Source organism: Mycobacterium sp., assembly GCF_039583785.1.
In the GTDB taxonomy this organism is placed as follows: domain Bacteria; phylum Actinomycetota; class Actinomycetes; order Mycobacteriales; family Mycobacteriaceae; genus Mycobacterium.
Map to the genome: position 1 here is coordinate 19,752 of NZ_JAVKSG010000022.1, position 12,643 is coordinate 32,394.

At 68.0% G+C, this 12,643-nt stretch carries 15 protein-coding genes; 9 read left to right on the forward strand and 6 right to left on the reverse strand.

Going from position 1 to position 12,643, the window contains the following annotated elements; genetic code table 11:
- Positions 1–10: 10 nt before the first annotated feature.
- Positions 11–652 (forward strand): RDD family protein, encoded by a 642-nt coding sequence (locus tag ABDV69_RS09545; protein WP_343573542.1) that lies wholly within the window; start codon positions 11–13, stop codon positions 650–652.
- Between the two features lie 15 nt (positions 653–667).
- Here the strand turns inward: ABDV69_RS09545 and ABDV69_RS09550 are convergent, their stop codons facing one another.
- Both ABDV69_RS09550 and ABDV69_RS09555 read right to left on the reverse strand, forming a co-directional pair.
- A complete protein-coding gene (locus ABDV69_RS09550) occupies positions 668–2,068 on the reverse strand; it encodes a PPE family protein (protein WP_343573544.1) in 1,401 nt (466 codons plus the stop codon).
- A 94-nt stretch (positions 2,069–2,162) separates the two neighbouring features.
- The gene (locus ABDV69_RS09555) at positions 2,163–3,362 is read right to left on the reverse strand and encodes a PPE family protein (RefSeq protein ID WP_343573546.1); all 1,200 of its coding nucleotides are present in this window, start codon (positions 3,360–3,362) and stop codon (positions 2,163–2,165) included.
- A gap of 190 nt (positions 3,363–3,552) precedes the next feature.
- Between ABDV69_RS09555 and ABDV69_RS09560 the strand changes: the two genes are divergently transcribed.
- The 3 genes from ABDV69_RS09560 to ABDV69_RS09570 all read left to right on the forward strand — a co-directional run bounded on the left by ABDV69_RS09560 (position 3,553) and on the right by ABDV69_RS09570 (position 5,522).
- Positions 3,553–3,960, forward strand: a complete 408-nt coding sequence (locus ABDV69_RS09560; protein WP_343573549.1) for a DUF202 domain-containing protein — start codon at positions 3,553–3,555, stop codon at positions 3,958–3,960.
- A gap of 6 nt (positions 3,961–3,966) precedes the next feature.
- A complete protein-coding gene (locus tag ABDV69_RS09565) occupies positions 3,967–4,299 on the forward strand; it encodes a hypothetical protein (protein WP_343573552.1) in 333 nt (110 codons plus the stop codon).
- A gap of 62 nt (positions 4,300–4,361) precedes the next feature.
- Positions 4,362–5,522, forward strand: coding sequence for a cystathionine gamma-synthase (locus ABDV69_RS09570; RefSeq protein WP_343573553.1), 1,161 nt, complete (start codon positions 4,362–4,364; stop codon positions 5,520–5,522).
- Positions 5,523–5,530: 8 nt separating this feature from the next.
- Here ABDV69_RS09570 and greA read toward each other — a convergent pair whose 3' ends face one another.
- Complete coding sequence (gene greA / locus ABDV69_RS09575) at positions 5,531–6,025, reverse strand: transcription elongation factor GreA (protein WP_343573554.1); 495 nt, start codon at positions 6,023–6,025, stop codon at positions 5,531–5,533.
- A 249-nt stretch (positions 6,026–6,274) separates the two neighbouring features.
- Positions 6,275–6,706 (reverse strand): DUF4307 domain-containing protein, encoded by a 432-nt coding sequence (locus ABDV69_RS09580; RefSeq protein WP_343573556.1) that lies wholly within the window; start codon positions 6,704–6,706, stop codon positions 6,275–6,277.
- Positions 6,707–6,816: 110 nt separating this feature from the next.
- Between ABDV69_RS09580 and mca the strand changes: the two genes are divergently transcribed.
- Genes mca through ABDV69_RS09600 form a run of 4 tightly spaced genes read left to right on the forward strand, consistent with a single transcriptional unit; the run spans position 6,817 to position 10,378 of the window.
- The gene (gene mca, locus ABDV69_RS09585) at positions 6,817–7,689 is read left to right on the forward strand and encodes a mycothiol conjugate amidase Mca (protein ID WP_343573559.1); all 873 of its coding nucleotides are present in this window, start codon (positions 6,817–6,819) and stop codon (positions 7,687–7,689) included.
- Positions 7,690–7,694: 5 nt separating this feature from the next.
- Positions 7,695–7,940: a hypothetical protein gene (locus ABDV69_RS09590; RefSeq protein ID WP_343573608.1), complete on the forward strand. Its 246-nt coding sequence runs from the start codon at positions 7,695–7,697 to the stop codon at positions 7,938–7,940.
- The gene (locus ABDV69_RS09595; protein WP_343573561.1) at positions 7,927–9,966 is read left to right on the forward strand and encodes a thioredoxin domain-containing protein; all 2,040 of its coding nucleotides are present in this window, start codon (positions 7,927–7,929) and stop codon (positions 9,964–9,966) included. The genes ABDV69_RS09590 and ABDV69_RS09595 overlap by 14 nt, the downstream gene beginning before the upstream one ends.
- 40 nt (positions 9,967–10,006) lie before the next feature.
- Positions 10,007–10,378 (forward strand): nuclear transport factor 2 family protein, encoded by a 372-nt coding sequence (locus ABDV69_RS09600; protein ID WP_343573563.1) that lies wholly within the window; start codon positions 10,007–10,009, stop codon positions 10,376–10,378.
- Between the two features lies 1 nt (position 10,379).
- Here the strand turns inward: ABDV69_RS09600 and ABDV69_RS09605 are convergent, their stop codons facing one another.
- Entirely contained in the window at positions 10,380–11,063 is a 684-nt protein-coding gene (locus tag ABDV69_RS09605; RefSeq protein WP_343573611.1) for a hemolysin III family protein, read from the reverse strand.
- A 134-nt stretch (positions 11,064–11,197) separates the two neighbouring features.
- Here ABDV69_RS09605 and ABDV69_RS09610 point away from each other — a divergent pair, with 134 nt between their 5' ends.
- The gene (locus ABDV69_RS09610; RefSeq protein WP_343573564.1) at positions 11,198–12,001 is read left to right on the forward strand and encodes a (2Z,6E)-farnesyl diphosphate synthase; all 804 of its coding nucleotides are present in this window, start codon (positions 11,198–11,200) and stop codon (positions 11,999–12,001) included.
- Here ABDV69_RS09610 and ABDV69_RS09615 read toward each other — a convergent pair whose 3' ends face one another.
- Positions 12,002–12,634 carry a heme-binding protein gene (locus tag ABDV69_RS09615; protein ID WP_343573567.1) on the reverse strand — a complete coding sequence of 211 codons (633 nt, stop codon included), beginning with the start codon at positions 12,632–12,634 and terminating at the stop codon, positions 12,002–12,004.
- Between the last annotated feature and the right edge of the window lie 9 nt (positions 12,635–12,643).

Sequence of the window (12,643 nt, forward strand, 5' to 3'; positions counted from 1 at the left end):
AAAGTCACTGATGACCGAACAACCGCCGTCGTCGTTCCCGCCGCCCCCGCCGCCGGGCGGCGGCAACTACCCGCCGCCGCCCCCGCCGTCGGGCGGATTCGTCCCGCCGCCACCCGGACCGGTGCTACGCGGGCTGACCCGCGAGCAGTTCACGCCGTGGATCATCCGGGTCGCGGCGTACCTCATCGACCATCTGCCGCTGGCGTTGATCCTGGGTGTCGGCTGGCTGGTGCTGGAGAACTCCGTCGAGAGCGCATGTCTGACCAACATCACCATGAATACCGTCGAGCAGATCTGCTCCGTCGGCTATTCGACGACCGGGCTGACCGTGATGTGGATTGCGGCGCTGGCGGCGCTGGGCTACTTCGTCTGGAACTTCGGCCACCGCCAGGGCACCATCGGATCCAGCATCGGCAAGTCGCTGTTGAGGTTTCAGGTTGTCAGTGAAAACAACGGTCAGCCAATCGGATTCGGCATGTCGATGCTGCGGGCGATCACCCACGTGGTCGATGCGGTCATCTTCTGCGTCGGCTACCTGTTTCCGCTCTGGGATGCCAAGCGTCAGACCCTGGCCGACAAGATGATGGCCACGGTGTGCCTGCCGCTGGACCGGCCGGCCCGAGACGGTGACGGATCACCGGTGCGTCGATGAACGCAGTCGAACCGATCAGCCCCAACGCGGCTGGCGCGACGCGGGATTCGGCTTGTGCCGGGTGGATACGTGCACCGCGTGCACGCCCGGCTTCATGGACAATTGCTCGAGCAGACCGTCGAGGTGCGCCTTGTCGGTATGCCAGTGCTGAACGGACTCCGGGTTCTGGGACAGGTCGGCCAGCACGCGCTGGAGTTTCTCCGACGTCTTGCTGTCGTTGTCCCTCGGCTCGTCCGGCTTGCACTCCGCTGCGGAATCCTTCGTATCGGGGTCAGCTGCGCGGCCCTGGCGAAAGGCCGTCCCCCCGATGATGCTGCCGGCCGCACTGGCCAGGGCCATCTCACCGAACAGGCCGCCTTCGCCGAGGACTGCGACGGTCGGTGCGCCCGCACTGCCCACTCCCTGCAGCGCGGCGGCGGCCAGTCGCACCGACGGGGTGGCGACAGTCCATGTCGGGGGCACCGACAAGGCTCCCACCAGACCCGCACGGCTCACCCCTGCCGACACAGCCGAGGCGGTGTCGGCTACCGGCGGAAAGGGCACCCCCGGCACAATCGGGACCGGAAGTTCCCCGGTGTTGAAACCTCGGGTCGCCAACGCGAAGCCCAGCGTGCTACTAGTCAGGGCATTTCTTGCGGGCAGTGCGGCGGTCGCGGGTAATTCGAAGAACTCAGCTCCTTTTTCGATTGGTGACAGCGAACCGAACGGGTTCAACACATTCCGGATGAACAGCGATATGGCCGAGTTCACGTCGGTCGAGGAGTTGGGGGCGGCGGGCCCTGCCAGACTTTGCAACGACGACGTCAGGTGGGTCAGTGCCGACTGGGAACCATGACCGGCGGAGGTGGCGGCGGACTGGGCGACGGCGGCGGACTGAACCGCCGACCCGTCGGGATCGGTGGACCTGGGTGGCGGGCTGAACGTCGGCACCCGCGACGCTGCGGCGGATTGGCCTGCGTAGCCGTACATCGCGGCCGCGTCCTGGGCCCACATGCCGGCGTACTGGGCCTCGTTGGCCGCGATCGCGGCGGTGTTCTGCCCGACAATGTTCGTCGCCGTCAGCGCGGCCAGCGCGGTGCGGTTGGCTTCGATCACCGGCGGCGGCACCGTCGCCGCGAACGCGGTGTCGTAGGCCGCGACCGCCGCCCGGGCGCCGACGGCAGTCTCCTCGGCCTGCGCGGCGGTGGTGTTCAGCCACGCGACGAAAGGTCCGGCCGCCGCCGCCATCGCCGCCGACGACGGACCCTGCCAGTTCGCCGTCAGCCCTGCGAGTGTCGAGACGTAGGACGTTGCGGCCGAACGCAACTGCGTCGCAAGCCCGTCCCACCCTGACGCGGCCGCCAGCATCGACTCGGCACCGGGACCGGCGTACATCCGGCCGGAGTTGACCTCCGGCGGTAAAGCTCCGAAATCCATCTGTCCCAACTCCTCAACCAGTCGGCGGGTCGCCGGCCACGGCAGCTGCCGCCGGCAACTCCCCGCGAGCTGTGCGTCCGTCGAATGGCATGTCTCAGTCCTCCGGGATCACGATGATGGTGGCGGTCGCCGTCTCGGCAGCGACTACGCCGGCGCCACCGCCGATGGTCCGAGCCATCGAACCGTCGGTGGCGGTGATCGCTCGTCCCGCCAGGCCCGACAGCGCCATATTGCCGAAAATGCTGCCCTGGCCTTCCGCGGCGAGCGCTTGCGGCACGGCCCCGAGGCCGTTGGGCGATATCGCTGAGGCAAGCGAGGTCAGGGCCGGCGCGGGGCCGGCCCAGGTCGCGGGCACGGACAGGCTCCCGACCACGCCGGCCTGGCCCAGCTCCGCGGAGACCGCCGGGACCGACGACGTCATCGCGCTGAGCCCGCTGCCGGCGCCGATCGCGGCCGGCAGCTTGCTGAGCGCGGCTCCGTAGGCCACCTGCATGTTGAAGTTGTTGAAGGGTGCCAGGAAGCTCTGGACCCCCAGGTCGTAGAACGAACCGAGCGGGCCGTACAGCTTGACCGGGCTCAGCGGCCCGATTGTGCCGTTGAGGAAGCTGGCCACCGCGGTGTAGTAGATCTCTGCCGGGGTGAAAGACAGTCCGGACGTCGGAGCGGCGGCTGTCGTGGTGGCCAGGCTTTGCAGCACCTGCGGAAGCGCCGACGTCGACTGCGACCCCGACGCGGTGTTCACGGCGATAGCCTGCGCTGCGGTCGCGCCCTGGTCGGCGGTCTGCGGCGGTGGCCTGAACGGGGTCAGTGCTGAGGCCGTGATCGACGAGGTGGCGTACCCGTACATCGCCGCGGCATCCTGTGCCCACATCTCGGCGTACTGGAGTTCGGTGGCGGCGATCGCCGCCGTATTCTGCCCGACCAGGTTGGTCGCGATCAGCATTATCAGCTGGCTTCGGTTGGCCGCGACCGCGGTGGGGGGCACGGTCGCGACGAAAGCGTTCTCGTAAGCGGTCGCTGCCGACTTGGCCTGCGCCGCGGTTTGCTCTGCCTGCGCCGCGGTCGAATTCATCCACTGCACGTAGGGGCCGGCCGCTGCCGCCATCGCCGCCGACGACGGACCCTGCCACCCGGCTGTCAGGTTCGTCACCGCTGCCTCATAGGAGGCGGCCGTGGCATGCAGTTCGGTTGCCAGGTTGTCCCACGATGCCGCGGCGGCGACGATCGAAGCACAACCCGGGCCCGCATACATGCGACCGGAATTGACTTCAGGGGGCAGCAGCCCGAAATCCATCCGCACACCTGTCCATCGATCCGAAGACCACAGCGTTACATATGCCGACATCATCGCGCCCGTCTGGTGGTGCGGATCCGCACGACACGCGTTCGACCGGTGACGGTGACCCGCCCAGAATCCGGCGTCGATCTCGAGGCCGGCCCCGACCTACGCCGGTGTGGCCGGTGCCGCGGCTATCGTGGCACGGGTGGCCGACAACGAGGTGATGGGCTTCGAAGGCGACGTCGAGCGCGGTTCGCGGTTCCCGCGCGGGGTCTATGATCTGGGCCGCGAGCCTGACCCGCTCTACACTCTGGCAAACGAACGTACCTACCTGTCGTGGTTGCGCTTCGCGGTGACGCTGCTCGCAGGCGCCGTCGCCGTCGATCGGCTTCTCGTCGAACAACCCCGGACCAGTAGCGAGTTCGCCGCCCTGGGGCTGGTGGCGGTCGCCTTCTGCACCTGCGGCGTCGGTGTCCGGCGCTGGTTGGTGACCGAGCGCGCATTGCGGCTGCGCCGGCCCTTGCCCGGGTTCGGCGCCCCGATCTTCGTCGTCCTGGCGATTCTTCTCGCCGGAGTCGGTGTCATCGTCATGGTCGTCGGGCGGGGGGGCTGAGCCGCGATGAATGCCGAGCCCGCCAAATTGTGGGGCAAGCAGTACCCGTTCGAGCGCAACCACCTCCAGCGGACGATCACGCTGATCGGGCTCGGTGGCGTGCTGGGCGTCACCGTCATCCTGCTCGTGAACGACGGTGTTGTGGCGCTGCTGGGGATTTCGCTCATCGGCGCGGGGCTCATATTCGCGCTCGCTGCGGTGTCCCGGTACCGATACGACCGCGAGACCCGCGTCGGCTTCGTCATCCTCGATACCCGGGGAGGCTCGTTTGTGTTCGGCTCGGCGGTGGCCGTCGTGGCTGTCGGCCTGCTCGTTGCCCTACTCGTCGTTGTCGGGTGAGCCGACGAAACCGATCGGCACGACGGTGGGTGTGCTCTGCCCGCTGGCTAGGCTGATCGTCGATGAGCGACCACCAACATTTCGCAAAGGCCCGCCTGGCCACCAAGGCCATTCATGCCGGCTACCGGCCTGATCCGGCGACCGGTGCGGTCAATACCCCGATCTACGCCAGCAGCACCTTCGCGCAAGACGGTGTCGGCGGTCTGCGCGGTGGATTCGAGTACGCCCGCACCGGCAACCCGACCCGGGCCGCGTTGGAGGCCGCACTTGGCGCCGTCGAAGACGGCCGCTTTGGCCGCGCCTTCAGTTCTGGCATGGCGGCCGGTGACTGCGCGCTGCGCGCGCTGCTGCGTCCCGGCGATCACGTGGTGATTCCCGACGACGCCTACGGCGGCACGTTCCGGCTCATCGACAAGGTCTTCAGCCACTGGGGCGTGCTGCACACCCCGGTCGCCTTGTCCGATCTCGACGCGGTGCGCGCGGCGATCACGCCGCAGACCCGGCTGATCTGGGTTGAGACGCCGACCAACCCGCTGCTGTCGATCGCCGACATCGCCGGGATTGCTCAGGTCGGTGTCGAAAACGGTGCAAAAGTGTTGGTGGACAACACCTTTGCCTCGCCGGCGCTGCAGCAGCCGCTGACGCTGGGTGCCGACATTGTGTTGCACTCGACGACGAAGTACATCGGCGGGCACTCCGACGTGGTGGGTGGGGCGCTGGTCACCAGCGACGAGGAGTTGGACACCGCCTTCGGCTTCCTGCAGAACAGCGCCGGCGCGGTGCCGGGGCCGTTCGACGCCTACCTGACCATGCGGGGCCTCAAGACGCTGGTGCTGCGCATGCAGCGGCACAGCGAAAACGCCGGTGCGGTGGCGCAATTCCTCGCCGAACACGCTGCGGTGGACGCTGTGCTGTATCCGGGTCTACCGACCCATCCCGGTCACCAGGTCGCCGCGCGCCAGATGCGCGGGTTCGGCGGCATGGTGTCGGTGCGGATGAAAGGCGGCCGTGCCGCGGCGCAGGCGTTGTGCGCCGGCACGCAGGTGTTCATTCTCGCCGAGTCGCTCGGCGGGGTGGAGTCGCTGATCGAGCACCCCGGCGCGATGACGCATGCGTCGACGGTCGGTTCCCAGTTGGAGGTTCCCGACGACCTGGTTCGGCTGTCGGTCGGCATCGAGGACATCGCCGACCTGATCGCCGATCTCGAACAGGCGCTGGGCTGAGCGCCCGATCAGGAGTGGTAGGGCTCCGCGCTGACCAGGGTCACCTTGACGGTGCTGCCGTTGGGCACGGTGTAGCTGCGCGTCTCGCCCTCTTTGGCGTCGATCAGCGCGCCGCCCAGTGGCGAGTTCGGTGAGTACACCTCGAGCTTGCCGTCGTTGACCGCCTGCTCGCGGGTGCCGATCAGGAACGTCTCGGTGTCGGACTTGTCGCCGTCGTAGTAGACCTTCACCACCGAGCCGGGCAGTGCGACGCCGGACTGCTTGGGCACCTCACCGACCTTCGCGTTGTTCAGCAGGTCCTGCAGCTGGCGAATGCGGGCCTCTTGCTGGCCCTGCTCCTCGCGAGCGGCGTGATAGCCGCCGTTCTCGCGCAGATCGCCTTCCTCGCGCCGGTCGTTGATCTCGGCGGCGATGACCGGACGATTCGCGATCAATTGATCGAGCTCGGACTTGAGTCGATCGTGTGACTCCTGGGTCAACCAGGTCACCTGGGTGTCCGTCATCTCGTCGTGCTCCTTGTATGTCGGTGTGGGACGGCATCCGCCCCGGCAGGCTTTCGGTCGTGCTGCCGGGCGGTTCCTCCACGAGAACTGCCGACCTCAGTAGCCGGGTGAACCCACTGCGCGGCACATGGCCGCTAATGCAGCAATACACGGTCCCAGCCGGAACCGTGCACCAAAGTAGCCTACCACCGCCGGTGCGGACCCCGAGGACATTTGCGCAGTTCGGGGTTTGCTCGCCGGTACGCGCGGTCAGGGCGCGCGCAGATAGCCGGGCACATCGGTGCCGCAGCCGTAGATGTCGCCCACCACCGCCGGCTCACTGGACTTCAGCACCGTCGTTACCTGCACGGTTGCCTGCTTCGCCGGCGGAACCAGCACCTCGCGTCGGCCGGTCTCGCTGCCGTCTTTGGCGCGCACCCGCACGATGCAATCGACCGGGCGCGACGGATCCTTTCGGGTCACGCTGATCGTTACTGACACGGTCTGGCTGTCGATCAGCCGGTAGCCGGCCAGCGTCCCTTCGACGTCACTGCGGCCCAGACGTTGGTAGGCCATCAGCGCCAGCGCGACGCCGGCCGCGACCACCACGGCGGACAGCGCGATGAACCAGCGCCGCGACGGGCGGGGCGTGCGGCGACGCCCATACCGGGATCGCGTCGGCGCGGGAGAACGTTCGGTCATGGTGTGGTGTGGTGTGGTCGCGGCCCGGGGTTTCAAGACCCGGCGTCGGAGATGGAACTATTAGACCTGCAACTATAGGCGCTACAAGACAGCACATAGTCAGGGAGCACGTGAGCGAACTGCGGTTGATGGCGGTGCACGCCCACCCGGACGACGAGTCCAGCAAGGGCGCCGCCACCCTTGCCCGTTACGCGGACGAGGGGTACCGCGTGCTGGTGGTGACCATGACCGGCGGCGAGCGCGGCGACATCCTCAACCCGGCGATGGACCTGCCGGAGATACACGGGCGCATCGCCGACGTCCGGCGCGACGAGATGGCGAAGGCCGCCGAAATCCTCGGCGTCGACCACACCTGGCTCGGCTTCGTCGATTCCGGCCTGCCGCAGGGGGATCCGCCACCACCGCTGCCGGCTGACTGCTTTGCGCTGGTGCCACTCGAGGTGTCCACCGAGGCGTTGGTGCGGGTGGTGCGCGAATTCCGACCACACGTGATGACCACCTACGACGAGAACGGCGGCTACCCCCACCCCGATCATATTCGCTGCCACCAGGTTTCGGTGGCCGCCTTCGAGGCCGCCGGGGACTATCGGCGCTTCCCGGACGCCGGCCCGGTGTGGTCGGTGACCAAGCTGTACTACAACCACGGATTTCTGCGCCAGCGGATGCAGCGGTTGCAGGACGAGTTCGCCAAGCGCGGCCAAACCGGCCCGTTCGAAAAGTGGCTCAAACATTGGGATCCCGCGCACGACGTGCATGCCGACCGGGTGACGACCCGTGTCGAGTGCTCGGCCTACTTCGGTCAGCGCGACGATGCGCTGCGCGCGCACGCCACCCAGATCGACCCCAAGGGCGATTTCTTCGCGGCGCCGATCTCCTGGCAGCAGGAGCTGTGGCCGACCGAGGAATTCGAGTTGGCCCGCTCCCGTGTTCCGGTGCGGCTGCCCGAGACCGACCTGTTCACCGGAATCGAGGAGAAGCTGTGACCCACCTGCACCTGGCCGCGCTGGAGTTGCTGGCCGCGGGCGGACCGCGCAACAGCGGGCCCGACTTCGGCAAGGCCAGCCCGTTCGGCCTACTGGTCGTGGTGCTGTTGCTGATCGCCGTGGCGTTTTTGGTGCGCTCGATGAATCGGCACCTGAAGAAGCTGCCGCAGTCCTTCGACCCACAGCATCCCGAGCCGGATCAGGCCGTCGACGACGGCACGATCGATCGACCGCCGCATGAGCCGCGCTGACGACGATGCAGAGCGTAGCGATGCTCAGCCAGCGCCCGTGAGCCCGGCGGGTAATCAGCTCGCGCTGGCCGCCAGCCCCTACCTCCGCCAGCACGCCGACAACCCGGTGCACTGGCGGCAGTGGTCGCCGGACGCCCTGGCGGAGGCTGCGGAACGTGATGTGCCGGTGCTGCTTTCGATCGGCTACGCGGCCTGCCACTGGTGCCACGTGATGGCCCATGAGTCGTTCTCCGACGACGAGGTGGCCGCGGCGATGAACGCCGGCTTCGTCTGCGTCAAGGTGGACCGCGAGGAGCGGCCCGACATCGACGCGGTCTACATGAAGGCCACCATTGCGCTCACCGGTCAGGGCGGCTGGCCCATGACGTGCTTCCTGACGCCCGATGGACGGCCGTTCTTCTGCGGCACCTTTTACCCCAAAGCTGGTTTTCTGCAGCTGCTCTCGGCGGTGTCGGACACCTGGCGCGACCGGCGCGACGCGGTCGAGCAGACGTCCGATCAGATCGCGGGCGAATTGCGTTCGATGGCTTCCGGTTTGCCCGACAGCGGTCTGCACGTGGAGCCGGCACTGTGCGACCATGCCGTCGTGGGGGTGTTGCGCGACGAGGACGCCGAACACGGCGGCTTCGGCGGTGCGCCGAAATTCCCGCCGTCGACGTTGCTCGAAGCGCTGCTGCGGCACTGGGAGCGAACCGGCTCGCCGGCGGCATTGGCCTCGGTCGAGCGGGCCGGCGCCGCAATGGCCCGCGGCGGCCTCTACGACCAACTGGCCGGCGGGTTCGCCCGCTACAGTGTCGACAATGCTTGGGTGGTACCGCATTTCGAGAAAATGCTGTACGACAACGCATTGCTGTTGCGGGCCTACGCGCACTGGGCGCGCCGGACCGGCGTCCCGCTGGCGCGCCGCGTAACCGCCGAGACCGCGCGGTTTCTGCTCGAGGAACTGCGCGATGGCAACGGCATGTTCACGTCGTCGCTGGACGCCGATGCCGACGGCCGCGAGGGCTCGACCTACGTCTGGACGCCCGCCGAGCTTGTCGAAGTGCTTGGCCATGACGACGGGCATTGGGCGGCCTCGGTTTTCGCGGTGACCGAGACCGGCACGTTCGAAGACGGCGCATCGGTGCTGCAGCGGCCCGTCGACCCGGACGACCCGGAGCGCCTCGACCGCGTCCGGTCTGCGCTGCTGGCTGCCCGGCTGACTCGGCCGCAGCCGCCCCGCGACGACAAGATCGTCACCGCCTGGAACGGACTGGCGATCACCGCGCTGGCCGAAGCCAGCGTGGCGCTGGCCGCGCCCGAATTAGCAGCCGCGGCAGCCGATTGCGCGACAACCCTACTGCGACTGCACCTGGTCGACGGCCGCTTGCGCCGGGCCAGCCTCGGCGGTCGAGTCGGCGAAAGCGCGGCGATCCTCGAGGATTACGCGATGCTGGCCACCGGCCTGCTGGCGCTCTATCAGCTGACGCCGCAGGCAGACTGGCTGACCGGCGGCACCGCGCTGCTCGATATGGCTTTGGCGCACTTCGCCGATAGTAAGAGGCCGGGCCGCTGGTTCGACAGCGCCGACGACGCCGAACAGCTGGTGCTGCGGCCGGCCGACCCGTACGACGGCGCGACGCCGTCGGGCGCTTCGGCGATCGCCGAAGCGCTGCTCACCGCGGCGCACCTGGCGGGCCAACAGCGCTACCTGCAGGCCGCCGCCACCACGTTGCAGGCGCATTCGGTGTTGCTGGCCCGCGCGCCGCGATCGGCCGGCCACTGGTTGGCCGTCGCCGAGGCCGCAGTGCGGGGACCGCTGCAGATCGCGGTGGCCTGCTCGGGCCCGGGTTCGCCGTTGCTGGCCGAGGCTCGTCGGCGTGCGCCCGGCGGGACGATCGTGGTCGGCGGTGCGGTGGATTCCTCGCCGTTGCTGGCCGGCCGCGACCGGGTCGGCGGCGCCGACGCGGCCTACGTGTGCCGCGGTCGGGTCTGCGACCTGCCGGTCACCAGCGCCGCGGACTTGGCGGCAGCGCTCGCCCGGTGACGATGCGGGCCGTGCGCCGGAGCCCGGTAACCTCCGACGCATGCCAAGTGCCGAACAGATCACCGCCGTCGTCAACCGCTACATCAGCCTGGTCAACAGTGGCACCGCGGATGATCTCGTGGACTTGTACGCCGAAGACGCCACCGTTGAAGATCCGGTCGGCGGCGAGGTGCACATCGGCCGCCAGGCGATCCACAGCTTCTACTCCGCAATGGAAGCGGTGCAGCGGCAGTGCGAGCTGGTGACGTTGCGGGTGGCGGGCCACGAGGCGGCATTTCACTTCAAGCTGACTGTCACGGCCGGCGCCAGCAAGATGCTCATCGAGCCGATCGACGTGATGGCATTCGACGGCGAGGGCAAGATCAGCGCGATGAAGGCCTACTGGTCGCCCGACAGCGTCACCCAGTTGTAGCTCAGAAGACGGCGAACCAGATCGCGATGTAGTGGCAGATCGCCGCGATCGCGGTGCAGGTGTGGAAGAACTCGTGATAGCCGAATGTGCTCGGCCACGGATCCGGCCAGCGCAGCGCGTACATCACCCCGCCGATGCTGTACATGGCGCCGCCGGCGGCCAGCAGCACCACCGCCGCGACGCCGGCATTGTGCAAGATCGTCGCGATGTAGAACGCCGACACCCAACCGAGGATCAGGTACAGCGGGACACCGACCCAGCGCGGCGCGGTCGGCCAACACATATTGAGCAGCACCCCGGCCAGCGCGCCGCCCCAGACCATCCAGAGCACCAGCACGCCTGAGCGGTGCGGCATGGCCAGCATCGCGAACGGCGTGTAGGTGCCGGCGATCAGCACGAAGATCATCGAGTGGTCGAGCCGCTTCATCCAGGTGCGGGCCTGCACCGATTTCCAGGTGACCCGGTGATAGATCGCGCTGACGGTGAACATGCCCACCACCGAGCCGGTGTAGATGAACGCGGCCACGCCCGCTCTGAGTCCGGCCAACGGCCAGGACACCGAGATCAGCGCCGCGCCGGCGAAGACCGCCACGACGGCTGAGACCAGATGAATCCAGCCACGCGCCCGAGGCTTGACCAGTGCCCGGGTGGTGTCCGTGACGCCCTCGACGGCGACCTTGCCGATGGCCTGGGCCGCCTCGGTCGCACCGGTCTGGTTGGTCACCTCGGTCTCGCGACTCAACAGCACTCCATAACGCCGGCCTGCCGGTGGGGCAGGATCATCGATGAGCAGTTGCGCCCACAGTAATCTGGATCCCTGTGGAGATCATTCCGCCGCGCGTCAAGGAACCGCTGTATCGGCTCTACGAGTTGCGGCTGCGGCAAGGACTGGCCGCATCGAAATCCGCGCTGCCGCGCCATATCGCGGTGCTGTGTGACGGCAACCGTCGCTGGGCCCGCGACGCAGGCCATGAAGACGTCAGCTACGGCTACCGGATGGGCGCGGCCAAGATCGCCGAGATGCTGCGCTGGTGCCACGAGGCCGGCATCGAAATGGCAACTGTTTACTTGCTTTCCACCGAAAACCTGCGCCGCGATCCGGCCGAGCTGGCCGCGCTGATCGAGATCATCACCGACGTCGTCGAGGAGATCTGCGCGCCGGCCAACGGCTGGAGCGTGCGCACGGTGGGGGATTTGGAGCTGATCGGGGAGGAGCCGGCACGCCGATTGAGGGAGGCCGTGAACGGTACGGAGGGCACCGCCGCCACCGGCAAGGACAGCTTCCACGTCAACGTGGCGGTCGGATACGGCGGGCGCCAGGAGATCGTCGACGCCACGCGCGGTCTGCTGGGCAAGGCGATTGCCGACGGAGTCAGCGGCGAGGAACTCGTCGAGGCCGTCACCGTCGACGCCATCTCGGAAAACCTCTATACCTCCGGTCAGCCCGACCCCGATCTGGTGATCCGGACGTCGGGGGAGCAGCGGCTGTCCGGGTTCCTGCTCTGGCAGAGCGCCTACTCGGAGATGTGGTTCACCGAGGCGCACTGGCCGGCGTTCCGCCGGGTCGACTTCCTGCGCGCGCTGCGCGATTACAGCCAGCGTCATCGTCGCTACGGCGCCTGACTACGATGCGATCGGCACGGCCACTTCGTTGCGCCTGCAGAACGGCAACGTCCACGGGGGATCGTAGAACCAGGTAACCGGGTCGCCTACGGTGCGCTTCCCGTTGTTCCGCAGGAACTCAGTGAGTTCAGCCGTGTGTTGCGCGACGACGTCGGGTGTGGCGAAACCGCTGAATCGCAGCACCGCCATCGTCTCGGCGGGCACTTCCACCAGCTGGACACGGTCGTCGTCAGGCTCGGGCAACGTTTCCCTCGTCCACTTCGACGGCATGAAGAACCGGACGACCCAGCCATGCCCGTCGTCTGTCGCCTGCGTGACCGGTGCCGTCATCGCGATCTTCTGTCCGCTGGCCGACGCCCGACTGACCGGTGCGGTCATCGCGATGCCAATCGAGGCGTGGTTGCCGCCGAAGATATAGCCGGCGAGTCGGCGGAACCCCTGCTCGAGCGCCTGTCTCTGCTCCGCGTCGACAACGGTTTCGGCCGCGATCCGGCGTTGATAGTGACGGATCTCGATCCGGTCGGTGAGCCGTTCGCGGGTGTGCGGTGGCTCTTCGGTACCCACCCGAATTCCGGCTATCGCCAAGACGGATCCCACGCTTTGCGTCAGCGCTGTCATCAATCGGTTGCCCATGGTTCCTCC

Coding starts and splice junctions, on each gene's coding strand:
- ABDV69_RS09550 (WP_343573544.1), bottom strand. CDS start 2,068: ATGGATTTCGGAGCTTTACCGCCGGAGGTCAACTCCGGCCGGATGTAC.
- greA (WP_343573554.1), bottom strand. CDS start 6,025: ATGACGGACACCCAGGTGACCTGGTTGACCCAGGAGTCACACGATCGA.
- ABDV69_RS09555 (WP_343573546.1), bottom strand. CDS start 3,362: ATGGATTTCGGGCTGCTGCCCCCTGAAGTCAATTCCGGTCGCATGTAT.
- ABDV69_RS09570 (WP_343573553.1), top strand. CDS start 4,362: ATGAGCGACCACCAACATTTCGCAAAGGCCCGCCTGGCCACCAAGGCC.
- ABDV69_RS09595 (WP_343573561.1), top strand. CDS start 7,927: ATGAGCCGCGCTGACGACGATGCAGAGCGTAGCGATGCTCAGCCAGCG.
- ABDV69_RS09600 (WP_343573563.1), top strand. CDS start 10,007: ATGCCAAGTGCCGAACAGATCACCGCCGTCGTCAACCGCTACATCAGC.
- ABDV69_RS09580 (WP_343573556.1), bottom strand. CDS start 6,706: ATGACCGAACGTTCTCCCGCGCCGACGCGATCCCGGTATGGGCGTCGC.
- ABDV69_RS09615 (WP_343573567.1), bottom strand. CDS start 12,634: ATGGGCAACCGATTGATGACAGCGCTGACGCAAAGCGTGGGATCCGTC.
- ABDV69_RS09545 (WP_343573542.1), top strand. CDS start 11: ATGACCGAACAACCGCCGTCGTCGTTCCCGCCGCCCCCGCCGCCGGGC.
- ABDV69_RS09565 (WP_343573552.1), top strand. CDS start 3,967: ATGAATGCCGAGCCCGCCAAATTGTGGGGCAAGCAGTACCCGTTCGAG.